Origin of the sequence: Streptomyces sp. NBC_01716 (assembly GCF_036248275.1) — a bacterium.
Taxonomy (GTDB): Bacteria; Actinomycetota; Actinomycetes; order Streptomycetales; family Streptomycetaceae; genus Streptomyces.
The window spans coordinates 516,817-543,264 of sequence record NZ_CP109181.1; the positions used below are offsets into that span (position 1 = coordinate 516,817).

Sequence of the window (26,448 nt, forward strand, 5' to 3'; positions counted from 1 at the left end):
GTCAGCGGCGGTGCCCATCCGCGTTGGGCCGGCGCCCGGCCGGATAGTCGGGTGTCGGCGAGGGCACGAGGGCCGGGATGGCGCGGACCTCGGCGGTCTCTCCGTGCAGGGTGACGGGGTCACCGTAGTGGTGGACCTTCACCGGGCCACCGGTGGACACGGTGTACGTGGCGGTCTTCGAGGTGATCTCGACATGCAGGTGCCTGTCCCGGAACTTCACCGTGAAGGCGAGCCGGCTGATCTCCTCCGGCAGCCGGGGCGAGAACTCCAGCCTGTCCCGGCTGTGCCGCATACCGCCGAAGCCCGCCACCAGAGCCGTCCAGGAGCCCGCGAGAGAGGCGATGTGCAGGCCGTCGCGCGTGTTGTGCTCCAGATCCTGGAGGTCCATCAGGGCGGCCTCGGTCAGATAGTCGTAGGCCAGCCGCAGGTGTCCCGTGTCCACGGCCATCACCGCCTGGACGCAGGCCGAGAGCGAGGAGTCACGCACGGTGATCGCTTCGTAGTAGGCGAAGTTGCGGGCCTTGTGTTCGGCGTCGAAGTACTCGCTGCACTTGTACATCGCCAGGACCAGGTCCGCCTGTTTGACGACCTGCTTGCGGTAGATGTCGAAGTAGGGGAAGTGGAGCAGGAGCGGGTACTGGTCGGGCCTGGTGCGTTCGAAGTCCCAGTGCTGGTGCCGGGTGAAGCCGGCGTCCTGCTCATGGACCCGCAGCTCGTGATTGTAGGGGATGTTCATGGCGTCGGCCGCGTCCCGCCAGGTGGCGGACTCCTCCTCGTCGACGCCGAGTTGGGACGCCAGGTCCGCGTGGCGCTCCACGATGTCGGCCGCCGCCCGCAGATTCGTCCGGGCCATCAGATTCGTGTACGTGTTGTCGTCAGCGACGGCGCTGTACTCGTCGGGGCCGGTGACGCCGTCGATGTGGAAGGCGCCGTGGGGATCGTGGTGTCCGAGGGACCGCCACAACCGCGCTGTCTCCACCAGCAGTTCGACGGCGCAGTCGCGCTCGAACTCCTCGTCGCGGGTCGCCGACAGATAGCCCACCACCGCCTCGGCGATGCCGGCGTTCACATGGAAGGCCGCCGCGCCGGCCGGCCAGTAGGCCGAGCACTCCGAGCCGTCGATGGTCCGCCAGGGGAACGCCGCTCCGTGCAGCCCGAGTTGCTGGGCACGCTCCCGCGCGGCCGGCAGCGTGCTCTGGCGCCAGCGCAGAGCGTGTGACACCGCGTCGGGCGAGGTGAACGTGAGCAGCGGCAGGACGAACGCCTCGGTGTCCCAGAAGGCGTGCCCGTCGTAGCCGGATCCGGTCAACCCCTTGGCGGGGATGCCTCGTTGCTCGGCGCGGGCACCGGCCTGCAGCACATGGAAGAGCGCGAACCGTACGGCCTGCTGGATCTTCTCGTTGCCGTCCACCTCCACGTCGGAGCACTTCCAGAAGTCGTGGAGATACGCGCGCTGTTCCTGGGCGAGCCCTTTCCAGCCGATGCTGGCCGCGCCGGCCAGCGCCGCGTCCACCTGGTCGGCGACGGCGGGCAGCGACCGGGCGCTCGACCAGCCGTACGCCACGATCTTGTCGACGCGCAGGGTCTTCCCCGGCGCCAGGACCGAGGTCACGGTCAGCCGTGCGATGTCGTCGTGGGACTCGCTGTGGGTCGTGGTCGAATCGGGCCCGTAGACGGAGTGGTCCGCCGCCGCCCCGACGCGCAGACCGCTGCGGCGGGTGCAGTGCACGAGCCGCAGCCGGTTGCCTGACGCGAAGTGCTCCTCCGAGTCGAGCGGCGACTCCAGCGCGACGGAGGCGCGGGGGTCCGTCTCGCTCTCGGGCTCGGGCAGTTGCTCGTTGGCGACCAGCTCCGACTGGATCACGATGCGTACTTCGGTGTCGACCGCCTCGACCTCGTAGGAGACGGCGGCGACGGCGCGCTGACTGAAGGAGACCAGCCGCGAGGAGCGCACCCGTACGGTACTGCCCGCCGGCGAGGTCCACTCGCACGTACGGTGCAGCAGACCGGAGCGCAGGTCGAGCACCCGCTCGTGCGAGCGCAGTTGCCCGTAGCGCACGTCGAACGGCTCGTCGTCGATCAGCAGCCGGACGATCTTCCCGTTGGTGATGTTGATGACGGTCTGGCCGGACTCCGGGTAGCCGTAACCGGCCTCGGCGTACGGCAGCGGGTGCAGCTCGTGGACACCGTTGAGGTAGGAGCCGGGCAGGCCGTGCGGTTCGCCCTCGTCGAGGTTGCCGCGCCAGCCGACATGGCCGTTGGAGAGCGCGAAGACCGATTCGCTCTGCGGCAGCACACTCATGTCGAGTTCCCTCTCCCGCAGGGACCACGGCTCCACCGTGTACATCGAGTCAGTGATCATGCTTTCGGCTCCTGGTCGGCGAGGTCGGCCAGGTCGGTGACGACGGTGTCCCCGCCGTGCGCCCGCAGCGCGTCGGCCTGGCCCACCCGGTCGACGCCGACGACGTACCCGAAGTGTCCGGACCGGCCCGCCTCCATGCCCGCCAGCGCGTCCTCGAACACGGCCGCGGCCGACGCCTCGACGCCGAGGTCCCCCGCCGCCGCGAGGAAGGGGGCGGGGTCGGGCTTGCCGGGCAGACCGCGCTCCGCCGCGACGACGCCGTCGATCCGGGCGTCGAAGAGCGCCTCGGCGTCGATCGCCCGCAGGATGTCGCGGCAGTTGGTGCTGGAGGAGACCACGGCGGTACGCAGACCGCCCGCCCGGACCGCCCGGATGTAGCGCAGCGAACCCTCGTACGCCTCGACGCCACCGGATCTGATCCGCTTCAGCAGCCGTTCGTTCTTACGGTTGCCGAGCCCCTGGACGGTCTCCCGGTCGGGCGGGTCGTCGGGCTCGCCGCCCGGCAGCTGGATACCGCGCGAGCCGAGAAAGGCCCGTACTCCGTCGGCCCGGGGAAGACCGTCGACGAATTGGTTGTAGTCCGCGACGGCGTCGAAGGGGCGGAATTCCCCGTCGCCACGCTTGCGCAGGAATTCGTCGAACGTCTCCTTCCAGGCTGCCGCGTGAACGACGGCGGTCTTGGTGATGACCCCGTCGAGGTCGAACAGACAGGCCTGGATGCTGTCCGGAAGGCCGAGTTTCGTCATGCGGCGCACCTTCTCCGTCGAAGAGGGCTGCTTTCCGGGCAATCGTAGGGCGGCGGGCCCTCGCCCGCCCGCGAGGGAGCCGTACGGCCGTACGGGCGATCGAGGCCCTGCCAGGGCCCGCCGGGCCCTGCCGGGTCAGGGAGCGAGCTTGTCCAGGAAGCCGAAGAGGTTCGCGCGGGTGCGCTCTATCTGCTCCTCCACCGTCAGGCTCTCCTCCATGCGTCCGCCGGGCGCCGCCGCCTTCTTTCCGCGTGTATAGAGGGAGCAGGCGAGGTCGGTGCACATGTAGAGGCCGACCGAATTCCCCTCCCGCCCGGCCTTGCCGCGCTTCCTGGCGGTCATCAGCGAAACGCCGCTGCCCGGGTGCGTGGTCAGACAGAGGGAACACATGCTGCGGTGCAGATAACCGCGGCGGCGCGATGGATAACGCAGCGTCACGCCGACGAGAGTGCCCTCTCTTTCGGTGACGAGATAGCCGCGGTCGGGCGCCGAGAGATCGAGCCACCCCAGGAAGTCCAGATCTTCCCAGGGACGCTCCGCGAGGTCCCGCGGCAGCGGAAGGCGCGCCGCCTCGCCCTTGGAGCAATTGACGAACGACGTGCGGATGTCATGTTCGGTCACGGCTTTCATGACTCGAACGCTAACAATGCCTAATAGCTTTAGGCAAATGATTATTGACCCTAGATATGTGCGCGTCCGGACCGGCCGCGGGGACTGGGCGCCCACTGGCGCCGCCCGACCTCATAGGGTTACGTGGCACGCGCCGGGACGGCGGGCTCGACGTCCCGCGCGGCGGCCGACCGACCGACACGATTGGAGTTCGCCGATGGTGCACGACAGGGCCGGGCAGCCGGCGCAGCCCGGGGATCTGGTGGACGTGGCGCGGCTGGTGACGGCCTATTACGCGCTGCACCCCGATCCGGCCGAGCCCGCGCAGCGGGTCACCTTCGGTACGTCGGGGCACCGCGGCTCCGCCCTGTCGGCGGCGTTCAACGAGGACCACATCGCCGCCACCACCCAGGCCATCTGCGAGTACCGGACCCGCCAGGGCACCGACGGGCCGCTGTTCCTCGGCGCCGACACACACGCCCTCTCCGAGCCGGCCCGGGTCACCGCGCTGGAGGTGCTGGCCGCCAACGAGGTCACCGTCCTGATCGACTCGGACGACGGCTACACGCCCACCCCGGCCGTCTCGCACGCGATCCTCGACCACAACCAGGGCCGTATCTCCGGTCTCGCCGACGGCATCGTGGTCACGCCGTCGCACAACCCGCCGGCCGACGGCGGCTTCAAGTACAACCCGCCGAGCGGCGGCCCTGCCGGTTCCGACGCCACCTCCTGGATCCAGGACCGCGCCAACGCCCTGATCGAGGCGGGGCTCAAGGAGGTCCGCCGGATCCCGTACGCGCGTGCGCTGGCCGCCGGCACCACGGGACGGCACGACTTCCTGGGCCGGTACGTGGACGACCTGCCGTCCGTACTGGATCTGGACGCCGTCCGGGACGCCGGGATCCGGATCGGCGCCGACCCGCTCGGAGGCGCCTCGGTCGCGTACTGGGGACGGATCGCCGAACGGCACCGGCTCGACCTCACGGTGGTGAACCCGCTCGCCGACCCGACCTGGCGGTTCATGACGCTGGACTGGGACGGCAAGATCCGGATGGACTGCTCGTCGCCGTACGCCATGGCCTCGCTGATCGCTCAGCGCGACACGTACACCATCGCCACCGGCAACGACGCCGACGCCGACCGGCACGGCATCGTCACACCGGACGGCGGTCTGATGAACCCCAACCACTATCTGGCCGTGGCCATCCAGTACCTCTACGGGCACCGCGACAGCTGGCCGGCCGGCACCGGGATCGGCAAGACGCTGGTCTCATCCTCGATGATCGACCGGGTCGCCGCCGACCTCGGGCGCACGCTCGTGGAGGTGCCCGTGGGATTCAAGTGGTTCGTGGACGGTCTCTTCGACGGCACGCTGGGCTTCGGCGGCGAGGAGTCCGCCGGCGCCTCCTTCCTGCGCCGGGACGGGCGGGTGTGGACCACCGACAAGGACGGCATCCTGCTCGCCCTGCTGGCCTCCGAGATCACCGCCGTCACGGGCTCCACCCCGTCCCAGCACTACGCGGCCCTCACCGAACGCTTCGGCGACCCGGCGTACGCCCGCGTGGACGCCCCAGCGACCAGGCAGGAGAAGGCAGTCCTCGCGAAGCTCTCCGCGGACCAGGTCACCGCCGGCACCCTCGCGGGCGAGCCGATCACCAAGGTCCTCACCGAGGCGCCCGGCAACGGCGCGGCGCTCGGCGGCCTGAAGGTCTGCACCGACAGTGCCTGGTTCGCGGCGCGGCCGTCGGGGACCGAGGACGTGTACAAGGTGTACGCGGAGAGCTTCCGGGGCCCGGAGCACCTGAGCGAGGTGCAGACGGAGGCGAAGACCCTGGTCTCGACGGCGCTGCGGGCCGCGACCTGAACCTGACCCCTCCAACTCAGGTGTCAGGCACGGCCGTTCACCCCGCGGCGGCCGGTGACGGTGCGACCGCCACGGAGAGATCGTTGTCCACCGTGTAGTACGGACGCACCGTCACCCCGCCGAGCGTGGCCGCCGGATAGACGAAGACCGACTTGCGGTCCGCGACGTCGTCCAGCAGCCGCGCGACCCGGATCCGGGCCGCCCCCGCCGCCGGGCGGACGTACACGTCCCAGATGTCCTGCGCCGCCGCTCCGGGCTGTCCGCGTTCCGCCAGGAGGTCCTGGTAGTCGACGGTGAAGGAGAGGTCCCGTGCCCCATCGGCCCGCAGCGCGAGCTGCCGTACGGGGCCGTCCTTGCCCCGCCGGTGCAGCAGCGCCGCCGCGCCCTCCCCCAGCCGGGCGCCGAACAGCCGCGCCCGCGCGGTCATCACCTGGCCGGAGAAGACGATCCGCCCGGCCTCCGCGTGCGCGGTCCGCAGCCAGGCGCGTACCGCGAGACGGCCGTCCTTGGTGGCATAAGGGATCCGTACGGCCAGGGGCGTCTCCCGGCCGTCGCTCCCGCCGGACACCAGCGCGCGCAGATCGCGCAGGCCGGGCAGCAGCGGTGTGCGCTCCTCGCCGGGCAGCCCCAGCACGTACGCGTCCCAGCGCCCTTCCTGCAGAGCGGGCGCCGTCTCCAGGACGGCCCGCCACTCGTCCTGCCCGACGTTCTCCAGCGCGGCCACCCGGCCGATCTCCTCCGACTGCCCCTTCTTCGGGCGCAGTTGGAGCAGCAGCCGGGGGTGGGCCGAGGCGGCCAGCGGCAGTCGTACGCGTACGACGAAGCGGCCCTCGTCGTCCACGGTCGCGTCCGCGCGGGGCTTGTCCACCCGGGGCTCCTCCGCCGCTCCGCCGTTCGTGCTGCCTTCGTCGCTCATCGCCGCGCCTTCCGTACTGTCCGCAGGACACTGCCGGCCGCGACGAGCGCGGTGTCCTTGGCCGCGTAACCGCCGCTCACCAGGGGGTGGTCCCGCCCGCGCGGCCGTGGGCGGCCCTCTCTTCGGGCCGCCAGCAGCTCCTCGAAGAGCTGCTCGGCCTGGGCGACCACGGGGCCGGGCGCGTACCGGCGGGAGTTCTCCAGCGCCGTACGGCCCATCCGGCGGCGCAGCCCGTCGTCGCGTACGAGCTCCAGCAGTGCGCCGGCCAGCGCGTCGCGGTCGCCGACGGGGACCAGCCGGCCGTCCTCGCCCGGGGCGATGATCTCGCCGGGGCCGTAGTCGCAGTCGGTGCTCACGACGGGCAGTCCGCAGCGCATCGCCTCAACAATGGTCATGCCGAACGGCTCGAAGTTGGAGGTCGCGGCGCCGATCGACGCCTTGACCCACTCGGCTTCCATCGGGGTCACCGCGCCCATGAGGAAAACGCAGTTGTAGAGGCCGAGCCGGTCTATCAGCGCGCGCAGCCGCTCGTGCTCCTCGCCCTTGCCGTAGATGCGGAGCTGCCAGTCGGGCCGCTCGGCGGCGACGGCGGCGAACGCCTCGATCAGCAGGTCGAACCGTTTCACCGGCACCAGCCGTCCGGCGGCCATCACGACGCGCTCGCTGCCGTCCGCGGGCGGGAGGGACGGGGCCGGGACGCTGTTGGGCAGCGCCTGTACCCGGACGCCGGGCAGCCGCATCTTGCGCCGGTAGGCCGCGGCGTCGGCCTCCGTGACGGGGGTGAGCGCGTCCAGCCGCGGATAGACCCGGCGCAGCGCGTTGCGCAGGCGCGGCGGGTGGTTGTTGAGCGTGAGGTGCTCCTGGCCGACGCGTACCGTCCGCGCGGGCGCCTGGAGGGCCAGATGCACGTTGAGGCCGGGCCGGGTGCCTACGACGACGTCGGCGTCGAGCGAGGCGAGTGCGTCACCGATGCGCTCGTCGGTGAGCGCGCTGTACTGCTGGTAGCGGTATTCGGACGAGGGGAAGACCTTCGCGGGCGTCAGATGCCGCGGGTCGTCCTTCTCGTGCCGCAGATCCACCAGGGGCCGCAGCCGCACGCGCGGGTCGAGCGTGAGGTTCGGCCGCTCCCGGTGTCGGAGTGCCGAGATGATCTCCACGTCGTGCCGATCGGCCAGCGCGCGGGCCAAGTTGAACGTGGTGGTGATCGTCCCTCCTATCCCGTACGCGTTGTGAATCAGAAAAGAGATCTTCATGTCGTGGCAGACGGGTGGGACCTGGAGAAGGTTGCCCGCAACCCAGAGATAAGGAGCACGCCACCTTTTCGTAACCGAGCCGGCTGACGCGCCGTCGGACCCGGCCCGCCCGAGGACACCACTGGAGTATTTGCCCCAATGTGCTGTTTTACCGGCAATACGATCGGGAAGGCGGTGCTGTGCCCCAGCCGACCCCTCACCGCTGTCGAAGCACCACATTCAAGGAGCCACCATGAACGCCGTACCCGACGTCACCCTCAACAACGGGGTGACGATTCCCCAGCTCGGCTTCGGCACCTTCCAGATCCCGCCCGCCGAGACCCGTCAGGCGACGCTGACCGCGCTGGAGAGCGGCTACCGGCACATCGACACGGCGGAGATGTACGGCAACGAGAAGGAGGTCGGCGAAGCGATCCGCGACTCCGGCATCGACCGGGACGACATCTTCGTGACGAGCAAGCTGAACAACCAGTTCCACAAGGCCGCCGACGCGCGCGCCGCGTTCGACCGGAGCCTTGAGGACCTCGGGCTGGCCCACATCGACCTCTTTCTGATCCACTGGCCGCGGCCCAAGTCCGGGAACTTCGTGGAGGCCTGGCAGACGCTGGAGGAGATCTACCGGTCCGGGCGCGTCAGGGCCATCGGCGTCTCCAACTTCCAGCCGCACCACCTGCGCCGCCTGATGGAGAACTCGGTGATCGTGCCCGCCGTCAACCAGGTCGAGGTCCACCCGTATCTGACCCAGGACGAGGTCAGGGCGTTCAACACCGAGCACGACATCGCCACCGAGGCCTGGTCCCCCCTCGCCAAGGGCATGGTGCTGAACGACCCGGTCGTCGGCCGCATCGCGAACGACATCGGCCGGACCCCCGCGCAGGTCACGCTCCGCTGGGCCCTCCAGCGAGGGGACATCGTCTTCCCCAAGTCGGTCACACGCGAACGCGTTCAGGAGAACCTCGGCCTGTTCGACTTCGAGCTGGGCGAGGCCGACATCGCCGAGATCGCGGCGCTGAACCGCGACGAGCGCACCGGCCCTGACCCGGACAACAACGGCTGACGCCCGTCCCGCCGCCCGGTCCGTAATGGATGTTCCAACTCCGCAACTCTCGGCTGAGATCCGCCGGTTCGTACGGCAAGATCGGTCGCATGACCGAACAGCGGGGCAGCGCACCACAACAGAGCGCCACGGACGAGACGGTAGCGGCCCTGGCGGTCCGCCTCCGCGCGGCGGACACCGGCGGCTGGACGTCGGACGCGACACGGGCGCTGGTCGTCCGGCTCGGCTGGGGCTGGAGCGACAGCCCGACCGTGGTCACCGGCCGCTCCACCGGCGACGCTCGGCTGCGGCCCGTCGGGAAGTACGAGGAGCGGTACGTGGGTGGGGAAGCGTATGTCGAACTGGCCATCCCCGTACGGCGCGCCGAGCCGGACGCCGCCTCCCAGGCGGAGGCGTTCCGGATGGTCAAGGACGAGCTCACCGCCACGTTCGGCGAGGCGTCGATCATGGGGGTGCACGGCAGGCTGGCGCCATTCCTGCGCCCCGTGCCGAGCTGGGGCTCGCCGTATCTGCGCTGGCGGGGTGAGTCGAACACCCTGGAGCTGCGCGCGGGTCCGGCCGGACCCGAACTGGTCCTTCAGCCCACCGACCCGGCCGAGAGCTGGTTCGTACGTCAGGGCTACGACGACGACCACGCGATCACCGGCTTCTTCGGCTTCCGGCCCGACGGGTCGAACGGCGGGCTCACCTTCCCCGGCGGCTGGCGGGTCCGCGGCTGGGAGACAATGACCAGGGCGCTCGCCGACTTCCTGACGACGCTTCCGGCCGAGACGACCGCGCTGCGGACCCCGATGTGGATGCCGATCTACGGCCGGATCGAGGGCAAGGGCGCGCCGATCCTGTTCGACATCGACTGCGGTGACCGGCTGATGCTCGCCTCGTTCGCGGACGAGTCCGTGGACCCGGCCTCGCTGGGCTGGGGCACGGCTGCCGAGCACCCGACGACCGGCAGGCCCTGGCCCGACCCTGACATCCCGCGGCTGCGGATCGACGCGGGCGGTCCGGGCCGGCCCGACGGGCAGGCGCTGGCCGAGACGATCGTGGCGACGGCGCGTGCGATGGGTGTGGTGTCTCCCGAGGACCTGCTCATAGGCAACGAGGCCGGGGATCTGGGCGCGTACCGCGTGACCTTCTACGGCCTGGGCCTGCCGATGGCCTGAGCGGCCGGACAGCACCCGACCCACCGCGGACGGATCAAGTCCCTTTGCCTGTGGCAGAATTCCCCGGACGGCCGGTGACGTCCGGGGAAGCCCGGCGACGGCGCGCGAACACGCCGTACCGCCTCCCGTCGTACCGCCACGACCCATCGGAGTTTCGTATGACGGCAGGGACGCCCAAACCTCAGGTCGACACCAGCAAGCCGCACCCTGCGCGCGTCTACGACTGGCTACTCGGCGGCAAGGACAACTACGAGGTCGACCGCCAGGTCGGCGAGCGGCTGCCGGCCGAATCGGCGGACGGCGCCCGCCAGAACCGGGCGTTCATGCACCGCGCGGCGGCCTGGCTCGCCGACAACGGTGTGAGCCAGTTCCTGGACATCGGCACCGGCATCCCGACCGAGCCCAATCTGCACCAGATCGTCCAGGCCCTCATGCCGACGGCCCGGGTGGTCTACGCGGACAACGACCCCATCGTCCTGCGGCACGCCGAGGCCCTGCTCGTGAGCACCCCCGAAGGCACCACCGACTACATCCAGGCCGATGTGCGCGACCCGCAGGAAATACTGCAGTACGCCCGCGCCACCCTGGACTTCGACCAGCCGATCGCGCTCTCCCTCATCGCGCTGATGCACTTCGTGCCCGACGACCAGGGCCCCTACGAGATCGTCTCCAGCCTGGTGGACGTGCTGCCGTCGGGCAGCTATCTGGTGCTGTCGCACGCCGCTTCCGACCTGCTTCCCGAGCTGTCGGACAAGGTCGTCGCGGAGTACGCGAAGGGCGGCATCAGGCTGGGCTTCCGTACCCACGCCGGGGTGAGCCGGTTCTTCGACGGACTTGAGCTGGTCGAGCCCGGACTGGTGACGGCGCCCGCGTGGTTCAAGCGCGCGGACGCGCCCGAGCAGGAGATGAGCGGCATCTACGCGGGCGTGGCACGCATCCCGTAACGGCGCCACGACGTCCCCCGACGTCGGTGAGAGCGTCTGACGCGGCCGGGTCGTTGCCTCGCGCACGGCCCGGTCCGGCTTACGCTGCGGTGGCCCGACCCGCCGCCGACGTGAGAACGAGGTGCCGTCGATGCCGACGACCATGCGCAAGTGGGCATGGCTGCCCGTTCTGGGCGTCGGGATCGGGCTGTATTTCCTGGTGCAGAGCACGCTGATCGACACCGGGAACGTCAACTACGTACCGTCCCTGATCCTGTTGGGCGCTCTCGTCGTCCCTCTCGCCTTCCTCACGTTCGTCGCCGGGCGTACGGGCGAGTGGCAGGTCGGGCCGTTCGTGCTCGGGATCGCAGCGCTGTTCGGCGGTGTGGTCGGGATCGTGACCGCCGGACGGCTGGAGTTCGCGACCCTCCGCGGCCTGGGCGCGTCGTCCCTGATCGGCATCGGCCTGATCGAGGAGTCGTGCAAGCTGATCGTCCCGGTGCTGATCCTGCTGTGGCAGTGGCGGCAGGGCACCGTACACGTCTCGGACGGACTGCTGATCGGGGTCGCTTCGGGCATGGGGTTCGCCACGCTGGAGACCATGGGGTACGCGTTCACGGCGCTGCTGCAGTCCCAGGGGAACATCGGGGACGTCGAGCAGACCCTGCTGCTGCGCGGACTGACCTCCCCCGCCGCGCACATGGCGTGGACCGGGCTGATCTGCGGAGCGCTGTGGGGGGCGGTGGGGGCGCGCTGGTCCTTCGCCGCGACCACACAACTCGTGGTCACCTTCCTGCTCGCGGTCGCGCTGCACGCGCTCTGGGACGGTGTCACCAGCCGGTTCACCTACTTCCTGCTGGCCGCGATCTCGCTGGGCTGGCTCTTCTACGAACTCCACCGCAGCAACACACTCACCTGGCACAGCACGCCCCCGAACGTCAGGCAGTCACCTCGGCCTGATCCAAACGACAGACCCTAGGTTGATTTCATGTACTCGATCGAGATCTCCCGGCGTGTTCGGGCTCCGCGTACCGCCGTCTACCGCGCCCTGCTGGACGCCGACTCCGTCGCGAAATGGCGGGCGCCGGACGGGATGACCACCCAGGTGCACGAGTTCGACGACCGCGAGGGCGGGCGGTTCCGTGTCTCGCTCATCTACGACGCGCCGACGGACACCGGGAAATCGGCGGAGCAGACCGACACGTACCACGGGCACTTCGCACGGCTGGTGCCCGACGAGCAGGTGGTGGAGGTCATCGAGTTCGAGAGCGCCGACCCGGCGCTCCTCGGCAGCATGACCATGACGACCACGCTCAGGGATGTCGACGGCAGTACGGAGATCGTCATGCTGCACGAGGGGATCCCGGACGCGGTGCCGGCGGCCGACAGCGAGACGGGCACACGGATGTCGCTGGACAATCTCGCCAGGCTGGTCGAAGGGGACGCGGACCCCGGGTCCAACTGATGTGCGCCGTGAGGTGATTGACGATCTGCCGGCCGCTCCGATCCGTCAACTCCCGGCCGACCGGGGGAAAGGCACACACCAGCCATGTCACTTGCCCGCGCCCGGGATCGGCACCGAGACCATGGGGCCGGGACGCGCCGACCGGTGAACCTTCTAGGAGCGGCGGCCCGGTCTGCCGCGCCGGCCGCTCTTCGTACCGCCCGTACCCCCCGTACCGCCGCCCGAGCCGCCGCTCCGGGGATTCCTGCCCGTCGACTTGCCCGCGGCGGGCTTCCGGCGGGCGCCTGCCGTGTCCGAGCGCTTCGCCTTCGGTTTCGGCTTGGCCTTCGATGAGCCCGGCTGCTCCTGCGCCGGGGCCGCGCGGCGGCCCCGTGAGCTGTTGACGGTGCGCCCCCGGACGATCCCGATGAACTCCTCGACCAGATCGGTGGTCCGCTCCTCCGGCCACGACAGCGCGACGCGCGACTCGGGGGCGTCGGAGACCGGCCGGTAGGTGAGGTCCTTGCGGTGGTGCAGGCGGGCGAGCGACTGCGGGACGACGAGCAGTCCCACGCCTGCCGCCACCAGCTCCACGGCGTCCCCCGTCGTGGCGGGTCGCTGCTTCGCGGGCAGTCCGGGCAGGGGGCCGTCCCAGTCGAGGGTGTCGTCGAGGGGGTGCAGCACGATGTCGTCGGCCAGATCCGCGACGGACACCTCGTCCGCCGCGGCCACGAGGTGGTCCTTCGGTACGAGGACGACCGTCGTCTCGGTGTAGAGCGGGATCGCGCTGAGGTCCGTCCGGTCGACCGGCAGCCGTACGAATCCCGCGTCGGCCTCCCCCGCGCGCAGCGCATCCGCCGCGTCGGCCGCGGCGATCGTGGTCAGGGTCAGGGGTACGTCGGGGAGCCGCTCGTTCCAGATCCGCACCCACTTGCCGGGGATCACCCCCGGTACGTACGCGAGCCGGAACGTGGGGGACGCGAGGGGTACCTCCGAGCCTGTCACTCAGCCAGGCTACCGGTCGTGGTCGGACGGCCCTTACCCGCTCGATAGTCTGGACACCATGAAGTCGCACCAGACCACCCAGACGATGAAGCCCGCCACTGCGGCGAAGAAACTGGGTGTGTACCTTGAGGCCACCCCCGCCGATTTCCAGGAGGGTGTCGTCTCACGCACCGAGTTGAACGCACTCCAGACGGACCCGCCCGAGTGGCTGCTGGAACTGCGGCGCGACGGTCCGCATCCCCGGCCGGTGGTCGCGGCCAGGCTGGGCGTCTCCATCGCGGGTCTCGCCCGTGGCGGCGTCACCGAGGCGCTGACCACGGAGCAGATCGAGGCGCTCAAGGAGGAGCTTCCCTCCTGGCTGCGGCGGGAGCGCGCCACGCAGGCCGAGGTCCGGAAGGAAGCCGCGCGGATCAAGGAGAAGAACGCGGAGCGGGACGACCAGGCCCGCCGTCCGCGTTCCTGACGGGCGACGACGACGCGGCCGGGCAGAACCCGGCCGCTCGCCGTACGGGTGGCTACCGCACCGCCGCCCTGGAGCGGTCGGTCAGCAGCGCCCAGATGACGAAGACGCCGATCGCGATGGTGACCACCGCCCAGACGGGCTGGTACGGCAGCCACATGAAGTTCGCCACGACACTCACGGCGGCCATGCCCACCCCGATCACCCGCGCCCAGGGCGCGCGGCGGATGATGCCGAGCCCGGTGAGAATCAGAAGCACGCCCACCACCAGATGGATCCAGCCCCACGAGGTCAGGGTGAACTGGTAGGTGTAGCTGCCGGTGAGCGAGAACACGTTGTCCCGCGCGATGGCGACCACACCGTTCAGAACGGACAGCACACCGTCCACGAACAGCAGGACTCCGGCGAACATCGCCCCGCCCGTCGCCCACGATGTCCCGCCGTGGCTTCTGCGGTGCGGTGTCTGATGAGCCCCCGAAGGGGACGCGGTCTGTGCCATGAGAGCCTCCTCGGCCACGCAGGTGGCCCGCTCTCCGGACCACTCCGGCATGGGGCCGACAATCCACCGCTCCCGCTCCCACTACCAGCCGGACTACGCCGTTCGAGTGAATGCCAGGGTGAATGCCGGTGAGTGACACCGGCGTGGCATCACTCCTGGATGTGGATGGCGAGCGCCGGACAGACGGACGCGGCATGACGGGTGTCGGCGGCCTGATCGGCGGGAGGCTCGGCGTTGAGGAGTACGGCGATGCCGTCCTCGTCACGCTGGTCGAACACATCGGCGGCGGCCACGACGCACTGTCCGGACGCGACGCACCGGTCCTGGTCGAGGGTGATCTTCATGAGGGCTCCTTCGGTGGGGTTGGGTCGGGCGGTGCGGATCACCAGGTGACGGGCAGTTCGTAGACCCCGTACACGTTCCCGTCGTGCTTGAACGGGAGTTGGCCGATGTCGGTGGCAAGCCGCAAGGTGGGGACACGCCGGTAGAGGGTGCTGTAGACGACCTGGAGTTCCAGCCGGGCCAGCGGCTGGCCCAGACACTGGTGGACGCCGAAGCCGAAGGCCACGTGGTGGCGGGCGTCGCGCCCGATATCGAGGCGGTCGGGGTCGGGGAAGGCGTCGGGGTCGCGGTTGCCGATGTCGTTGGCGATGATCAGCCCGTCGCCGGCACGGATGTGTTCACCGGCGATGTCGATGTCTTCGAGCGCGACCCGGCGACGGCCGTTGTGGACGATGTTGAGGTAGCGCAGCAGCTCCTCGACGGCCGAGGCGACCAGCTTGGGATCGTCGGAGTCCCGCAGGAGATCGAGTTGGGCGGGGTGTTCGAGCAGCGCGAGCGTACCGAGCGCGATCATGTTCGCGGTGGTCTCGTGTCCGGCGATCAGCAGCAGCACCCCCATCTGCGCCGCCTCGCTCCGGGTCAGCTCCCCCGCCGTCACGCGCTCGGCCAGGCCGGACAGGAGATCGTCGGTGGGGGCGGCGATCTTCCGGCCCATGAGGTCGTCCAGATAGCCGAGCAGCGCGCTCTGGGCACCGAGCCGGTCCTCGGGGTCGGCGTCCCGCTTGATGATGACCTTGCTGTTGTCCTGGAAGAAGTCGTGGTCGCTGTAGGGGACCCCGAGCAGTTCGCAGATCACCAGCGAGGGCACCGGTAGCGCGAACGCCTCCACCAGGTCGACGGGTTTCGGACCGGCGAGCATGTCGTCGATGAGCTCGTCGACGATCCGCTGGACGGCGGGTCGCAGCGCTTCCACCCGCTTGATGGCGAAGGGCGCCGTCACCATGCGCCGCAGCCGGGCGTGCTCGGGGTCGTCCATGAGGATGAAGCTGGCCCCCGCGCCACCGGGAGGGAGCGGTACCTGGAGCGGATAGCCGGGGCGGTTGATGTCGGCGCTGACCCGGGGATCGGCGAGGAGGGCGCGCTGTTCGGCGTAGCGCGTCACCAGCCAGGGGGTGCTGTCGTCCCAGAGCCGGACCTTGGTGAGCGGGGCCTCCTTCTGCTTGGCGACCGCGGTCGGCGGCGGGTCCAACGGGCAGCGGGCGGCTCGGGTCATCGGGAACTCGGGTACGGCGGCCGGGCTTTCGCCCACGGATTCGACGGTGTTGGTCATGTCTCCGCTCCAAAGGGGGGTGTGTTGTGGGGAGTTGTGGTTGTGGGGGGGGACGGGCCCGTCAGCGCAGGGCGGTGGCCCGCGCCGGTCCGTCGGCGAGCGCGTCGGCGACGTCCTGGCGGCGAAGGCGGGTCTGCTTGGGCATGTTCCAGCCGAGAACTCCGGTGACCCTGCCGGCGTGTCGGTACCGCGCGACGAATCGTCCGGTCGCCGGGTCTCCGTCCACGACGGTCATCCCGGCGTCCGCATCCGCATCGGTCTCGGCGTCGGCGCCGGTCGGAATGAAGCCGTGCACCTGGACCTTCGTGTCGAACTGGTCGGTCCAGAAGTACGGCACCGGCGTGTAAGCCCGGTCGCCACCAAGGATGTTGGCGGCGACGACCATGGCCTGCTCGCCGGCGTTGGTCCGGTTCTCCAGCCGTAGCAGCGCGCCGAGTTGGTCGTGATGCCAGCGCGCCACGTCCCCGACGGCGTACACGCCTTCGCCCGCCCGGCAACGGGAGTCACAGACAAGCCCGTTGTCCACCCGAAGGCCGCTGTCCTGGAGCCACCCGGTCACCGGGTCGGCGCCGATCGCCACCACGACGAGATCCGCGGGCAGTACCTCGCCGCTGTCGAGACCGACGCCGGTGACGGCGCCCGCGCTCCCGACCAGCCCGCGGACACCAGCGCCCGGCCGCAGGCGTACCCCGCGCCCGGTGTGCAGTTCGGCGAGCAAGCCGGCGACACGGGGGCCCAGTTGGCTCGCCATGGGCGCGTGCTGAGGTCCGGCGACGGTAACGTCCAGGCCCATGGTGCGGGCGGTGGCGGCGATCTCGGCGCCGAGCACTCCGTCGCCCACGACGACGAGCCGGGCCGAGTCCAGAAGCGCGGCGCGAAGTGCGTCGCGGAGAGCGAGCGCGTCATCGAGGGTGCGCAGTACGTGAACCCCGGCCAGACCGGCCTGGCCCGGAAAGGTGCGGGGGCGCGTTCCGGTGGCCACGACCACGGCGTCGGCACTCAGCGTGTGGCCGGATGCGGTGCGTACCGTGCGGGTCGCCGCGTCCAGACCGACCGCCGGCTCGCCCAGGATGAACTCGGCCTCCAGTGCAGACAGCGCCTCCCGCGACCGCAGTTGGGCCCGGTCGGGATCCCAGACGCCGGCGAGAACCTGCTTCGACAGCGGTGGCCGGTCGTACGGCGCGTGTGTCTCCGCGCCCAGCACGGTCACCCTGCCCGCGTAGCCCTGGCGCCGTAACGCCTCCACGGTGCTCAGCCCGGCGGCGGACGCGCCGACCACCAGCACGTCGGCGGCCTCACGGCCCGTGGGGAGCGGTGTCCGCTCCACCGTTGCTTTCATCGTTCGGAACTCCTCCGTCTGCGGTTCGGTGAGGAACGTGGGGGTCGCAGGGGGTGGCCTCATCAGCGCCCACGGGGCGGGCGAGCAGCCAGTCCGGGCATGAGAGGGCCAGGGGTTCAAGGCCAGGCCGGAACGGCCCGAAATATCCTCAGGTGCGAGTGGTGATCAGGGCTGGGAGACGGGGGCCAGCCAGAGCCCGACGATCGCGTCGATCAGACCGGTCCCGGCGCCGTACCAGCTCGACCGTGGCGTGGCGGTACCGAGCGCGAGCGCCCGCTCCCGTTCGGCGCAGATGTGCACCATCAGCTGCCGGGCCATGTCACTGCGCTCGGCCCGTACCTCGGCCGGCAGATCCGACAGGCACTCGTCGAGCCCCTGGATGATCCGGCGCAGCGAGGGGGCGGTGCGAGACTCGTGGACCATGATCTCGCGCAGCCCGGGGTCGGTCATCGCCTGTGCGGTGAACCGGGCGTACCACGTGGGGCTGCCGAGCTCGGCGAGATGATTGGTGCTCGGGCGTACGAGGCAGGCCACCCAGTCCCGTACGCCGGGCGATTCCCCGACCTCGGCCACCATCCGCTGCCGGAGCTCTTCGACCGGCTCGGCGTGCTTGCGTGCGATCGCCCGTACGAGATCCGTCTTCGTACCGAAGTGGTAGCCGACCGCGGCGTTGTTGCCCTGTCCGGCCGCTTCGCTGACCTGACGGTTGGAGACCGCGAAGACACCGTGCTCGGCGAACAGCCGCTCCGCCGTAGCGAGAATCAACTCCCGCGTCGCGTCGGCCCGTTCCCCCCGGCCGGTCTTCCCTCTCACGGGCACGAGGGTACCGGCACCTGACTGGGGGCCACTCATCGAACCTCCTCGGGGTCGGCTTCGAGTACGTGATCAGTGAACTCCCCTCCCCGAACTAAAGCAAGCGACTGACTTAATTTCGCCCTTCGTGCCGATCCACCCGGTCGGCCCTCCCCCAAGAACGGCCGACCGGCCGACGGGGCGAGGCCCTGCCCGGCATCGGAGTGGTCTGCCCCGTCGGCCGGTTATCGAGGGGCCCGGGCGTCTATGGGTGCAGTGTCCGGCATTTCCCGCACAACACCCAGAAAGAGTAGATTCATGCGTATCCGTACAGCAGTTGCCGCCACCGCTCTCGCCGCCGTCGCCATTCTCGGCAGCGCGGGCGCCGCCTCCGCCAGTGAGCACGCCGAGGAGTACGGCAAGAAGCACGACCGCGGCAACTACATCGTGGACAGCGAGTTCGTCTCCACCGTGATCAAGGACAACGTCCTCATCAAGGACAGCGTCGTCATCAACGACAGCTTCAACAACAACGTGATCTTCGGCAACAACCTGTAAAGCCCCCCGTACGCAGTCGCCGGCCTCCCGTGGTGATCCACGGGAGGCCGGTGGCCGTTCTCACCGACGCGGCGGCGCCTCGGCCGTCGCCTCAGGCCGCGTACTCGTGGGCCGGGTAGGTCAGATAGCCCGCGTCACCGCCCTGGTAGTACGTGGCCTCGTCGACGGGCGCGATCGGCAGTCCGGCGCGCAGCCGCTCGACGAGGTCGGGGTTGGCGATGAAGGCGCGGCCGAAACTGATGAGGTCGGCGCCCAGCCCGAGCCAGTGGTCGGCGTCGTCCCTGCCGGCCTGCTTCGGTCCCATCGGGAGGGTGGGATTCATGACGAGGGTGCCCGGCCAGGCCCGGCGCAGGGCGACCAGTACCTCTTCGTCGGTGGTGGCCTCGATGTGGACGTACCCCAGGTCGAGTTGGGCCAGCTCGGTCAGCAGTGCGGCGTACAGCTCGCTGACGTCCTTCTCCTCGACTCCCCAGAACGTCCCGCCCGGGGAGAGCCTGATGCCGGTCCGGTGCCCGCCGATGGCGTCGGCGGTGGCGGCAGCCGCCTCGACGGCGAACCTGATCCGGTTCGCGACCGAGCCGCCGTAGCCGTCGGTGCGCAGGTTGGCGTTGGAGGAGAGGAACTGCGAGATCAAGTAGCCGTTGGCGCCATGCAGTTCGACGCCGTCGAAGCCGGCGTCGGTGGCACGGCGGGCTGCCTGGGCGTACGACCGTACATGCTCGGGCACTTCGGCGGTGTCCAGTGCGCGCGGCGTCGGCGCGGGCTGGGGCCCGGTAGGCGTGAATACGTCGCCGACGGCGGGGACGGCGGAGGGGCCGACCGGCCGCGTACCGATGGTGTCGGGATGCGAGACCCGTCCGCCGTGCATGATCTGGGCGAAGATCCGCCCGCCGTTGGCGTGGACGGCGGCGGTCACGGGGCGCCACGAGGCGACCTGCTCGTCGGTGTGGAGTCCGGGGGTGCCCGGGTTGGACTGCCCGATCGCGCTCGGCTGGACCCCTTCGCTCACGATCAGCCCGGCCGTGGCCCGCTGGGCGTAGTAGGCGGCCATCGACGGCGTGGCCAGCCCATCGGCCGCCGCGCGGACCCTGGTCATCGGGGCCATGACCACCCTGTTGGGCAGGGTGAGGCCGCCGAGCCGGTAACTGGTGAAGAGGGTCGTCACGTCAGGACTCCTTCGCGATGCGAGGTGCGAGATGCGAGATGCGCCGTGCCCGGGTTTCGAGCACTGCGGTTACGCTAAAACCTCACATCGACGTCAGAGGCAAGCCTTGTGACGCACGACACAGGGCACAAGACACAGGACAGCATCGGGAGGGCCTTGTGCGGATCGGTGAACTCGCCTCGCGCGCCGGAGTCAGCGTCAGATCGGTGCGCTACTACGAGGAGCAGGGGCTGCTCGCCAGCACCCGCAGCCCCAGTGGGCAGCGGCACTACACGGACAGCGAGGTCGAGCGGGTCGCGTTCGTCCAGCGGCTGTACGCGGCGGGGCTCTCCAGCCGGACGATCTACGAGCTGCTGCCGTGCGTCGACGCGCCCAGCGAGGTGAACTCGGACGCGGCGCTGGAGCGGATGGCACAGGAACGCGAACGGCTCTCCGAGCACATCGACGACCTCATGCGTACGAGGGAGGCCCTCGACGCGCTGGTGGCGACGGCCCGGGAGTACCGCGAGCGGATGCGAACGCCTGCGCCCGCGCACTCGACCACGGCTGTTCTCGAGCGCTGTACGGCCTGAAGTACGGCCTGAAGTACGGCCTGAATCGGTGAAGGGGCGGTGGGCGCGGGTCAGAGCCCCGGCGCGCCCCAGACGGGGAACCAGCGGGCGAGGTCGGGTTCGATCCGCAGATCGTCCCCGACGATCGCTCTGACCTGGAGCTCTCGCTGGTTGTCCCGCTTCTCGGCGTCACCGGGCCGGGGCGCGAAGGGGTAGAAGCTGCCGCGTTTGTAGAGGTAGACGAGGGCGAGCGGCCGTTGTTCCGCGTCACGGAAACTGATCAGCGAGCAGAGGAGCTGCGGGCCGAACCCGCCGTCCTGGAGCAGTGTGTTGACCGCGTGCAGATCATTGACCAGCCCGGCCGTGTCGTCGGGCGCCTGTCGGGAGAGCAGCCAGGTGTACCCGTACGAATCCTGGCTGAACTCCACCGGGTGGCCGCCCTCGCCGGTGTCCGCGTCGAGCAGTTCCTGTACGTCCTGGCGGATCCGGGCGAAGCCGCCGCCCTCGACGCCGGCGAAACAGACCGAGCCCAGGCCGGTCGGCGTGTAGCCGGCTCCGGCCTGGAGGGTCAGCGCGGCGGACGGGAGCGCGAAGAGCTGGTCGAGATCGGGCCGGACCGGTTTGCTCCGGCCCAGGATGGTGTCGAGAAGGCCCACGGGACCAGCTCCTCACGGTGACGACGGGGGGACGGACGGGTCACGGGCGGGCGAGCTCGGCGGACATCCGGGCGAGCTGGTCCAGCCGCTGCTGGAGGGTCGGGTGCGAGGACAGCAGCCGCCCCAGGCTCTCGCGGGAGGAGAAGGCCGGCACGAAGAAGAAGGCGTTGTACGGCTCCGCCTTCCGCAGGTCCCTGGTCGGGATCCGCGCCATCTGGCTGTCCACCTTGGTCAGCGCCGACGCCAGAGCCGATGGCCTGCCGGTGAGCAGGGCAGCGGTGCGGTCGGCGGAAAGCTCGCGATAGCGGGAGAGCAGTCGCGTGAGCAGGAAGCCGATCGCGTACACCACCGCGCTGACCAGCGGGATCACCAGGATGGCGATGCCGGCGGGCCCGGCGTTGCTGGCGCTTCGTGACAGTCCGCTCCAGAGCGCGATCCGGGTCATCAGGCCCGCCAGCACACCCAGGAACGACGCGATGGTCATGACAGCGACGTCGCGGTGCGCGACGTGCGACATCTCGTGGGCGAGGACGCCCTCCAGCTCCTCCGGCTCCAGTCTGCGGAGCAGGCCGGTGGTGGCGCAGACGAGTGAGCTGCGTTCGCTCCGGCCGGTGGCGAAGGCGTTCGGTATGTCACTCTCCGATATCGCCACCTTGGGCTTCGGCATGTCGGCCAGCGCACAGATACGGTCAACGGCGCCGTGCAGCTCGGGCGCCTGCTCCGGAGTGACCTCGCGCGCGCCCATGCCGAAGGCCGCGATCTTGTCACTGAACCAGAACTGCGCGACGAACAGGCCACCGGCGATGATCAGGATCACCGGCCAGAACTTCCCCAGCACGGCAAGCAGCACACCGACCAGGACCACGTACAGCAGACCGATCAGGAACATGGTGGTCACCATGCGCGTGGTCAGGCCGCGGTCCTTGGTGTAGCGGGTTTGGGACATCTCTCGCCTCCATCACTTCTCTACACTTGCCATTTTCCTCCTCATCGCGTTGAAACGTCGTAAATGGAATGTATGCACGGCACGGGCCGGGCCACGACGGCTCCCCGGAGCCGCGTCCGGCGGCCTAGGCTTCGACGCGGCACAGGCCCCGACTCCAGGAGCGCGAACCGTGTTCGACCTCGTACCAGAGCACCCGTACCCCGACACCCACCGACCGGACGAGGCGCCCGCACCGCATCCACTGCTCGCGCCCGTGCTCGGGCTTCTGGGCACCTGGAGCGGCCGGGGACGCGGCGAATACCCCACGCTCACCGAGGATTTCAGCTACGCCCAGGAGATCACCTTCAGCCACGACGGCCGCCCCTTCCTCCGCTACGAGACCCGGGCCTGGCTGCTCGACGCCGACGGGGCGCCGCTGCGCCCGTCGGCCCGGGAGAGCGGCTGGTGGCGGCTCCAGCCGGACGGCCGGGTGGAGGCGCTGATCACCCAGCCCACCGGCATCGCGGAGATCTCGGTGGGCCAGGCCGCCGGCAACACGGTCGACCTCGCCACCCACGAGGTGGCCCGCACCCCCACCGCCAAGGAGGTCGACGCCACGCGTCGCCGCTACACCCTGACGGACGACGACGCGCTCACGTTCGTCCACGACCTCGCGGCGGTGGGCCGGCCGCTGCAACACCATCTCTCGGCCCGGCTGCGACGCACGACGGCAGCCCGGGGGCCCGTCGGCCTCGAATAGGGGCTCGCCCCGGGAGGGGCGGGCTCTCCGGCGCCTGAAGATGGCCCGGATTCGGCACCGGCCTCATTGGGTAGAAATGAATTGGTTTGTGAGGCTACGGAGGCCACGGGGGCGGGTGCCGCGCGCCGCAACCGATACCAGGGCGCCCGAGCGGCTCCCGCGCGAGCTGAGAGGTGTCGTGACATGACGACCGGGACGCAGTTCGGAATCTTCACCGTCGGTGATGTGACCCCCGATCCGACCACCGGTGGTGCCCCCACCGAGGCCGAACGGATCCGGGCCAGTGTGACCATCGCCCGTAAGGCGGAGGAGGTCGGCCTCGACGTCTTCGCCACGGGTGAGCACCACAATCCGCCCTTCGTCCCGTCCTCACCCACGACCCTGCTCGGCTACATCGCCGGGCAGACCGAGCGGATCATCCTGTCGACGTCGACCACGCTGATCACCACCAACGACCCCGTGAAGATCGCCGAGGACTTCAGCGTCCTGCAGCATCTGTCCGGCGGACGGACCGACGTGATGCTGGGACGCGGGAACACCGGGCCGGTCTACCCGTGGTTCGGCCAGGACATCCGCAAGGCCATCCCACTGACCGTCGAGCACTACGGCCTGCTGCGCCGGCTGTGGCGCGAGGAGGTCGTCGACTGGGAGGGCAAGCTCCGCTCGCCCCTCCAGGGCTTCACCCTCGCTCCCCGCCCGCTGGACGGCATCCCGCCGTTCGTCTGGCACGGCTCCATCCGGACCCCCGAGGTCGCGGAACTGGCCGCGTACTACGGCGACGGATTCTTCGCCAACCACATCTTCTGGCCCGCGTCGCACACACGGACGATGGTGGACATGTACCGGCAGCGCTTCGCGCACTACGGCCACGGCGCACCGGAGACGGCCATCGTCGGCCTGGGCGGACAGGTGTTCATGCGCCGTAACAGCCAGGACGCCGTACGGGAGTTCAGGCCGTACTTCGACAACGCGCCCGTGTACGGGCACGGTCCGTCGCTGGAGGAGTTCACCTCGCTCACACCCCTCACGGTCGGCTCCCCGCAGGAGGTGATCGAGAAGACGCTGGGCTTCCGGGAGTACGCGGGCGACTACCAGCGCCAGTTGTTCCTTCTCGACCACGCGGGACTGCCGCTCAAGACGGTGCTCGAACAGCTCGACCTCCTGGGGGAAGAGGTGGTGCCGGTGCTCCGCAAGGAGTTCACCGTCGGCCGCTCCCCCGAAGCGCCGGACGCCCCTACGCACCAGTCGCTCCTGCGGGCGCGTGATGCGGGAAACACCAAGGAACCCACCGAATCCTGACGGGAGTTGGAGGATGGATGACGTGACGACGACCAAACTCACGATCATCACCGGCGGACTGCGCGAGCCGTCGTCAACACGCATGCTCGCCAACCGGCTTGAGGCAGCGGTACGCACGGAACTCGCCGGCGCCGGGGTCAGGGTCGAGTCCTCGTTCGTCGAGCTGCGCCCTCTGGGACACGCCATCATCGACGCGATGTTCAGCGGATTCCCGTCCGCCCCGCTGGAGAAGGCGTTCGGCACGGTCGCGGACGCCGACGCTGTCATCGCGGTCACCCCGGCGTTCAACGCTTCCTTCAGCGGGCTGTTCAAGTCCTTCTTCGACGTGCTCCCCGAGGACACGCTGTCGGACATGCCCATCCTCATGGGCGCGACCGGCGGCACCGAACGGCACTCCCTCGTCCTCGAACACGCGCTGCGGCCGATGTTCTCCTATCTCCACGCCCTGGTGTCGTCGCGGGGCGTGTACGCCGCGACGGACGACTTCGGCGCCCAGTCGAACGGGGCGGTCCTGCGCGACCGCATCGCCGCCGCCGCGGCCGACTACGCCCGCCTGGTGCAGGGTTGCGGCCCCCACCGCAGGCGTGACTCCTTCAGCGAGGACGCCACCGCGATGGAACAACTCCTGAGGGGCGACGGGTCCTGAGGCCGTCGGCCCGAGGAGGTACACGGAGCCGCGCCCTACTCGTCGGCGCGGCGCTCCGTGTGGAGGGAGCGCACGGCCGGCCAGCCCTCGTCCGGCACGGCCTCCCGGGTCAGTCCGCCGAGAACGACCCGTACGACGCGCTCCGCCTCGCGAGCCGCGGCCTCCGGGCTGTCGTCCACCCGGGCCAGCCCGTCGATGAGCAGCGTCGCGAGCCCGTGGATGGCGGCCCAGAGCACGAAGTCGGCTCCGGGACGCGAGGAAGCGGGCAGTCCGCCGGTCTCGGTGAGCCGGTCGAGTTCCTGGTCGAGGACCTCGTGCGGATGGGGCGAGATCTCGTCGCCTGAACCGGACACCCCGGCGCCGAAGACCAGCCGGCCGACCGAGGGGTCAGCCACGGCCCACTCGACGTAACCGCGCCCGAGGGCGACCAGGCGGCGCTGGGGGTCGGACTCGCCGGGGGGCACCGCGGCAACGGCCTGGACCAGGCGTTCGCCCAGCCGGGCGAGCACGCGCCGCGTCAGCGCGCGCACCAGCGCGTCGCGTGAGTCGAAGTGGTGGTAGGCGGCGCTGGAACTGACCCCGACCCGCGCCGACGCCTCGCGCAACGACCAGCCGTGGACGCCACGTTCGCGTACCAGCGTCTCGGCGGCGTCGAGCAACGCGTTCCGCAGTTCTCCGTGGTGGTAGTGCGTTCTTGCCATGGCGCGATCCTAGTCTTAGCGGTGCTCAGATTGATGCTACATTCGCGGCACATCATCTGAACATTGATCAGATTGGAGTGCGGTGCCATGTGCCCTTCAGAGGCTTCGGTAAGTGGTTCGCTGAACGATTCGGCGAGCGATTCGGTGAGCACGCAGAGCATCGACCCTCAAGGTGCGCCCGAGGCGAGCGGAGAGCCGCCGATCGTGAGCGGCGAACCGGTCCAGGTCTCGGACGGTGTCTTCGTGATCCCCGACCGCCGCGTGGAGCTCGTACCGAACGTCGGCATCGTCGTGGGAGAGAAAGCCGCACTGATCATCGACACCGGCATGGGTCCCCGCAACGGAGCCCGGGTCCTGGAGCACGCCCGGCGTCTGGCCGGCGACCTGCCGCTGTATCTGACCATCACGCACTTCCACCCCGAACACGGCTTCGGCGCCCAGGCGTTCAAGGGCGCCGCCACGATCGTCTACAACCGTGGCCAGCGCGACGAGTTGCACCGCAAGGGCCCGGCGTACATCGACATGTTCCGGGGCATGAGCCCGGCGGTCGCCACCCAACTCGAAGACATCGAGCTGGTCGACCCCGACCTCGTGTACGACGACCGGGCCGAGATCGACCTCGGCGGCCGTACGGCCGTACTGCGCACGGTCGGCCCCGCGCACACCGCCTCCGACCAGACCGTGCTGATCGACGGCCGGGTCCTGTTCGGCGGGGACCTGCTGGAGACCCGTATCTTCCCGATCACGCCGTACTTCCCGCCGTACGACACCGACGTCGACGGCGCGCGCTGGATCACCGTGCTCGACCAACTCGCCGCTCTCGACGCGGAGATCGTCGTCCCCGGCCACGGCGAGGTGGCGGACACCTCGCTGATCCGCGACGTACGCGACTACCTGGCCCACGTACGCGACGAGGTCGGGCGCCTGCGCGCGGGCGGCGTGTCCGTGGACGAGGCGGTGACCACGATCGACAAGGCGGCGCGTGCCCGCTGGACCACCTGGGAGCACCCGGAGTGGATCAGCCTCGCGGTTCAGGCGTTCTACGCGGCGGGCCGGTAACGGCCCTGTGCGGCGTTCCGCACAGGGTGGCGACTCCGGTCCGGACTCCGGGGCGCGAGGGGGCAGTTCAGGCCGAAGAGCCGGCCC

General features: G+C 70.1%; 28 protein-coding genes. 13 read left to right on the forward strand and 15 right to left on the reverse strand.

All coding sequences use genetic code 11. The annotated features are described in order from the left end of the window. Position 1: 1 nt before the first annotated feature. The 3 genes from OIE74_RS02265 to OIE74_RS02275 form a co-directional block, all read right to left on the reverse strand. Positions 2-2,362 (reverse strand): glycoside hydrolase family 65 protein, encoded by a 2,361-nt coding sequence (locus tag OIE74_RS02265; RefSeq protein ID WP_329377824.1) that lies wholly within the window; start codon positions 2,360-2,362, stop codon positions 2-4. Then, positions 2,359-3,108: an HAD family hydrolase gene (locus OIE74_RS02270; protein ID WP_329377826.1), complete on the reverse strand. Its 750-nt coding sequence runs from the start codon at positions 3,106-3,108 to the stop codon at positions 2,359-2,361. Before OIE74_RS02270 ends, OIE74_RS02265 begins: the two co-directional genes overlap by 4 nt. Before the next feature lie 135 nt (positions 3,109-3,243). After that, on the reverse strand, positions 3,244-3,738 hold the full coding sequence (locus OIE74_RS02275) for an FBP domain-containing protein (protein ID WP_329377828.1): 495 nt from the start codon (positions 3,736-3,738) through the stop codon (positions 3,244-3,246). Positions 3,739-3,934: 196 nt separating this feature from the next. Between OIE74_RS02275 and pgm the strand changes: the two genes are divergently transcribed. After that, positions 3,935-5,581 (forward strand): phosphoglucomutase (alpha-D-glucose-1,6-bisphosphate-dependent), encoded by a 1,647-nt coding sequence (gene pgm, locus OIE74_RS02280; protein ID WP_329377830.1) that lies wholly within the window; start codon positions 3,935-3,937, stop codon positions 5,579-5,581. A gap of 37 nt (positions 5,582-5,618) precedes the next feature. Here the strand turns inward: pgm and OIE74_RS02285 are convergent, their stop codons facing one another. After that, on the reverse strand, positions 5,619-6,497 hold the full coding sequence (locus OIE74_RS02285; protein WP_329377832.1) for a hypothetical protein: 879 nt from the start codon (positions 6,495-6,497) through the stop codon (positions 5,619-5,621). Then, positions 6,494-7,750 (reverse strand): glycosyltransferase family 4 protein, encoded by a 1,257-nt coding sequence (locus OIE74_RS02290; protein ID WP_329377834.1) that lies wholly within the window; start codon positions 7,748-7,750, stop codon positions 6,494-6,496. Before OIE74_RS02290 ends, OIE74_RS02285 begins: the two co-directional genes overlap by 4 nt. A 232-nt stretch (positions 7,751-7,982) precedes the next feature. Between OIE74_RS02290 and OIE74_RS02295 the strand changes: the two genes are divergently transcribed. From OIE74_RS02295 to OIE74_RS02315, 5 genes are all read left to right on the forward strand, one after another. Then, positions 7,983-8,807, forward strand: coding sequence for an aldo/keto reductase (locus tag OIE74_RS02295; protein ID WP_329377836.1), 825 nt, complete (start codon positions 7,983-7,985; stop codon positions 8,805-8,807). A gap of 89 nt (positions 8,808-8,896) precedes the next feature. Continuing rightward, positions 8,897-9,967, forward strand: coding sequence for a hypothetical protein (locus tag OIE74_RS02300; RefSeq protein ID WP_329377838.1), 1,071 nt, complete (start codon positions 8,897-8,899; stop codon positions 9,965-9,967). 158 nt (positions 9,968-10,125) lie between these two features. Beyond that, positions 10,126-10,911, forward strand: coding sequence for an SAM-dependent methyltransferase (locus OIE74_RS02305; RefSeq protein ID WP_329377839.1), 786 nt, complete (start codon positions 10,126-10,128; stop codon positions 10,909-10,911). Between the two features lie 130 nt (positions 10,912-11,041). Next, positions 11,042-11,869, forward strand: coding sequence for a PrsW family intramembrane metalloprotease (locus tag OIE74_RS02310; RefSeq protein ID WP_329377842.1), 828 nt, complete (start codon positions 11,042-11,044; stop codon positions 11,867-11,869). Between the two features lie 9 nt (positions 11,870-11,878). Further along, positions 11,879-12,355, forward strand: a complete 477-nt coding sequence (locus OIE74_RS02315; protein ID WP_329377843.1) for an SRPBCC family protein — start codon at positions 11,879-11,881, stop codon at positions 12,353-12,355. A gap of 153 nt (positions 12,356-12,508) precedes the next feature. Here OIE74_RS02315 and OIE74_RS02320 read toward each other — a convergent pair whose 3' ends face one another. Beyond that, complete coding sequence (locus OIE74_RS02320; protein ID WP_329377846.1) at positions 12,509-13,339, reverse strand: LysR family substrate-binding domain-containing protein; 831 nt, start codon at positions 13,337-13,339, stop codon at positions 12,509-12,511. 58 nt (positions 13,340-13,397) lie between these two features. On the opposite strand from OIE74_RS02320, the gene OIE74_RS02325 reads away from it, so the two are divergent. Beyond that, positions 13,398-13,802 carry a DUF5997 family protein gene (locus tag OIE74_RS02325; protein ID WP_329377848.1) on the forward strand — a complete coding sequence of 135 codons (405 nt, stop codon included), beginning with the start codon at positions 13,398-13,400 and terminating at the stop codon, positions 13,800-13,802. Between the two features lie 52 nt (positions 13,803-13,854). Here the strand turns inward: OIE74_RS02325 and OIE74_RS02330 are convergent, their stop codons facing one another. From OIE74_RS02330 to OIE74_RS02350, 5 genes are all read right to left on the reverse strand, one after another. Further along, the gene (locus OIE74_RS02330; protein ID WP_329377850.1) at positions 13,855-14,298 is read right to left on the reverse strand and encodes a DUF7144 family membrane protein; all 444 of its coding nucleotides are present in this window, start codon (positions 14,296-14,298) and stop codon (positions 13,855-13,857) included. Between the two features lie 149 nt (positions 14,299-14,447). Continuing rightward, complete coding sequence (locus OIE74_RS02335) at positions 14,448-14,642, reverse strand: ferredoxin (protein ID WP_329377852.1); 195 nt, start codon at positions 14,640-14,642, stop codon at positions 14,448-14,450. Between the two features lie 38 nt (positions 14,643-14,680). Next, entirely contained in the window at positions 14,681-15,910 is a 1,230-nt protein-coding gene (locus OIE74_RS02340) for a cytochrome P450 (protein WP_329377854.1), read from the reverse strand. A gap of 61 nt (positions 15,911-15,971) precedes the next feature. Further along, positions 15,972-17,249 carry an NAD(P)/FAD-dependent oxidoreductase gene (locus OIE74_RS02345; protein WP_329377856.1) on the reverse strand — a complete coding sequence of 426 codons (1,278 nt, stop codon included), beginning with the start codon at positions 17,247-17,249 and terminating at the stop codon, positions 15,972-15,974. Positions 17,250-17,414: 165 nt separating this feature from the next. Beyond that, complete coding sequence (locus tag OIE74_RS02350; protein ID WP_329377858.1) at positions 17,415-18,062, reverse strand: TetR/AcrR family transcriptional regulator; 648 nt, start codon at positions 18,060-18,062, stop codon at positions 17,415-17,417. A gap of 297 nt (positions 18,063-18,359) precedes the next feature. Here OIE74_RS02350 and OIE74_RS02355 point away from each other — a divergent pair, with 297 nt between their 5' ends. After that, positions 18,360-18,599: a hypothetical protein gene (locus OIE74_RS02355; protein ID WP_329377860.1), complete on the forward strand. Its 240-nt coding sequence runs from the start codon at positions 18,360-18,362 to the stop codon at positions 18,597-18,599. A 91-nt stretch (positions 18,600-18,690) separates the two neighbouring features. Here OIE74_RS02355 and OIE74_RS02360 read toward each other — a convergent pair whose 3' ends face one another. Then, the gene (locus tag OIE74_RS02360) at positions 18,691-19,764 is read right to left on the reverse strand and encodes an alkene reductase (RefSeq protein ID WP_329377862.1); all 1,074 of its coding nucleotides are present in this window, start codon (positions 19,762-19,764) and stop codon (positions 18,691-18,693) included. A 158-nt stretch (positions 19,765-19,922) separates the two neighbouring features. Here OIE74_RS02360 and OIE74_RS02365 point away from each other — a divergent pair, with 158 nt between their 5' ends. Then, positions 19,923-20,336 carry a MerR family transcriptional regulator gene (locus OIE74_RS02365; protein WP_329377863.1) on the forward strand — a complete coding sequence of 138 codons (414 nt, stop codon included), beginning with the start codon at positions 19,923-19,925 and terminating at the stop codon, positions 20,334-20,336. Between the two features lie 50 nt (positions 20,337-20,386). Here OIE74_RS02365 and pspAB read toward each other — a convergent pair whose 3' ends face one another. Beyond that, positions 20,387-20,971: a PspA-associated protein PspAB gene (gene pspAB, locus OIE74_RS02370; RefSeq protein ID WP_329377866.1), complete on the reverse strand. Its 585-nt coding sequence runs from the start codon at positions 20,969-20,971 to the stop codon at positions 20,387-20,389. Positions 20,972-21,011: 40 nt separating this feature from the next. Continuing rightward, positions 21,012-21,917: a zinc metalloprotease HtpX gene (gene htpX, locus OIE74_RS02375; protein ID WP_329377868.1), complete on the reverse strand. Its 906-nt coding sequence runs from the start codon at positions 21,915-21,917 to the stop codon at positions 21,012-21,014. A 169-nt stretch (positions 21,918-22,086) separates the two neighbouring features. Here htpX and OIE74_RS02380 point away from each other — a divergent pair, with 169 nt between their 5' ends. The 3 genes from OIE74_RS02380 (at position 22,087) to OIE74_RS02390 (ending at position 24,601) form a co-directional block, all read left to right on the forward strand. Further along, entirely contained in the window at positions 22,087-22,656 is a 570-nt protein-coding gene (locus OIE74_RS02380) for an FABP family protein (RefSeq protein WP_329377870.1), read from the forward strand. Between the two features lie 183 nt (positions 22,657-22,839). Next, entirely contained in the window at positions 22,840-23,955 is a 1,116-nt protein-coding gene (locus OIE74_RS02385; RefSeq protein WP_329377872.1) for an LLM class flavin-dependent oxidoreductase, read from the forward strand. Between the two features lie 22 nt (positions 23,956-23,977). Beyond that, positions 23,978-24,601, forward strand: a complete 624-nt coding sequence (locus OIE74_RS02390; RefSeq protein WP_329377874.1) for a CE1759 family FMN reductase — start codon at positions 23,978-23,980, stop codon at positions 24,599-24,601. 35 nt (positions 24,602-24,636) lie between these two features. Here the strand turns inward: OIE74_RS02390 and OIE74_RS02395 are convergent, their stop codons facing one another. After that, positions 24,637-25,302 carry a TetR/AcrR family transcriptional regulator gene (locus OIE74_RS02395; protein WP_329377876.1) on the reverse strand — a complete coding sequence of 222 codons (666 nt, stop codon included), beginning with the start codon at positions 25,300-25,302 and terminating at the stop codon, positions 24,637-24,639. Between the two features lie 144 nt (positions 25,303-25,446). Here OIE74_RS02395 and OIE74_RS02400 point away from each other — a divergent pair, with 144 nt between their 5' ends. Next, complete coding sequence (locus OIE74_RS02400; RefSeq protein ID WP_329377878.1) at positions 25,447-26,361, forward strand: MBL fold metallo-hydrolase; 915 nt, start codon at positions 25,447-25,449, stop codon at positions 26,359-26,361. The last annotated feature ends 87 nt before the right edge of the window (positions 26,362-26,448 follow it).

What these genes read in the sequence shown, in the direction of transcription:
- OIE74_RS02265 (WP_329377824.1), bottom strand. Translation starts at nt 2,362, where the DNA reads ATGATCACTGACTCGATGTACACGGTGGAGCCGTGGTCCCTGCGGGAG.
- OIE74_RS02270 (WP_329377826.1), bottom strand. Translation starts at nt 3,108, where the DNA reads ATGACGAAACTCGGCCTTCCGGACAGCATCCAGGCCTGTCTGTTCGAC.
- OIE74_RS02275 (WP_329377828.1), bottom strand. Translation starts at nt 3,738, where the DNA reads ATGAAAGCCGTGACCGAACATGACATCCGCACGTCGTTCGTCAATTGC.
- pgm (WP_329377830.1), top strand. Translation starts at nt 3,935, where the DNA reads ATGGTGCACGACAGGGCCGGGCAGCCGGCGCAGCCCGGGGATCTGGTG.
- OIE74_RS02285 (WP_329377832.1), bottom strand. Translation starts at nt 6,497, where the DNA reads ATGAGCGACGAAGGCAGCACGAACGGCGGAGCGGCGGAGGAGCCCCGG.
- OIE74_RS02290 (WP_329377834.1), bottom strand. Translation starts at nt 7,750, where the DNA reads ATGAAGATCTCTTTTCTGATTCACAACGCGTACGGGATAGGAGGGACG.
- OIE74_RS02295 (WP_329377836.1), top strand. Translation starts at nt 7,983, where the DNA reads ATGAACGCCGTACCCGACGTCACCCTCAACAACGGGGTGACGATTCCC.
- OIE74_RS02300 (WP_329377838.1), top strand. Translation starts at nt 8,897, where the DNA reads ATGACCGAACAGCGGGGCAGCGCACCACAACAGAGCGCCACGGACGAG.
- OIE74_RS02305 (WP_329377839.1), top strand. Translation starts at nt 10,126, where the DNA reads ATGACGGCAGGGACGCCCAAACCTCAGGTCGACACCAGCAAGCCGCAC.
- OIE74_RS02310 (WP_329377842.1), top strand. Translation starts at nt 11,042, where the DNA reads ATGCCGACGACCATGCGCAAGTGGGCATGGCTGCCCGTTCTGGGCGTC.
- OIE74_RS02315 (WP_329377843.1), top strand. Translation starts at nt 11,879, where the DNA reads ATGTACTCGATCGAGATCTCCCGGCGTGTTCGGGCTCCGCGTACCGCC.
- OIE74_RS02325 (WP_329377848.1), top strand. Translation starts at nt 13,398, where the DNA reads ATGAAGTCGCACCAGACCACCCAGACGATGAAGCCCGCCACTGCGGCG.
- OIE74_RS02330 (WP_329377850.1), bottom strand. Translation starts at nt 14,298, where the DNA reads ATGGCACAGACCGCGTCCCCTTCGGGGGCTCATCAGACACCGCACCGC.
- OIE74_RS02335 (WP_329377852.1), bottom strand. Translation starts at nt 14,642, where the DNA reads ATGAAGATCACCCTCGACCAGGACCGGTGCGTCGCGTCCGGACAGTGC.
- OIE74_RS02340 (WP_329377854.1), bottom strand. Translation starts at nt 15,910, where the DNA reads ATGACCAACACCGTCGAATCCGTGGGCGAAAGCCCGGCCGCCGTACCC.
- OIE74_RS02345 (WP_329377856.1), bottom strand. Translation starts at nt 17,249, where the DNA reads ATGAAAGCAACGGTGGAGCGGACACCGCTCCCCACGGGCCGTGAGGCC.
- OIE74_RS02355 (WP_329377860.1), top strand. Translation starts at nt 18,360, where the DNA reads ATGCGTATCCGTACAGCAGTTGCCGCCACCGCTCTCGCCGCCGTCGCC.
- htpX (WP_329377868.1), bottom strand. Translation starts at nt 21,917, where the DNA reads ATGTCCCAAACCCGCTACACCAAGGACCGCGGCCTGACCACGCGCATG.
- OIE74_RS02385 (WP_329377872.1), top strand. Translation starts at nt 22,840, where the DNA reads ATGACGACCGGGACGCAGTTCGGAATCTTCACCGTCGGTGATGTGACC.
- OIE74_RS02395 (WP_329377876.1), bottom strand. Translation starts at nt 25,302, where the DNA reads ATGGCAAGAACGCACTACCACCACGGAGAACTGCGGAACGCGTTGCTC.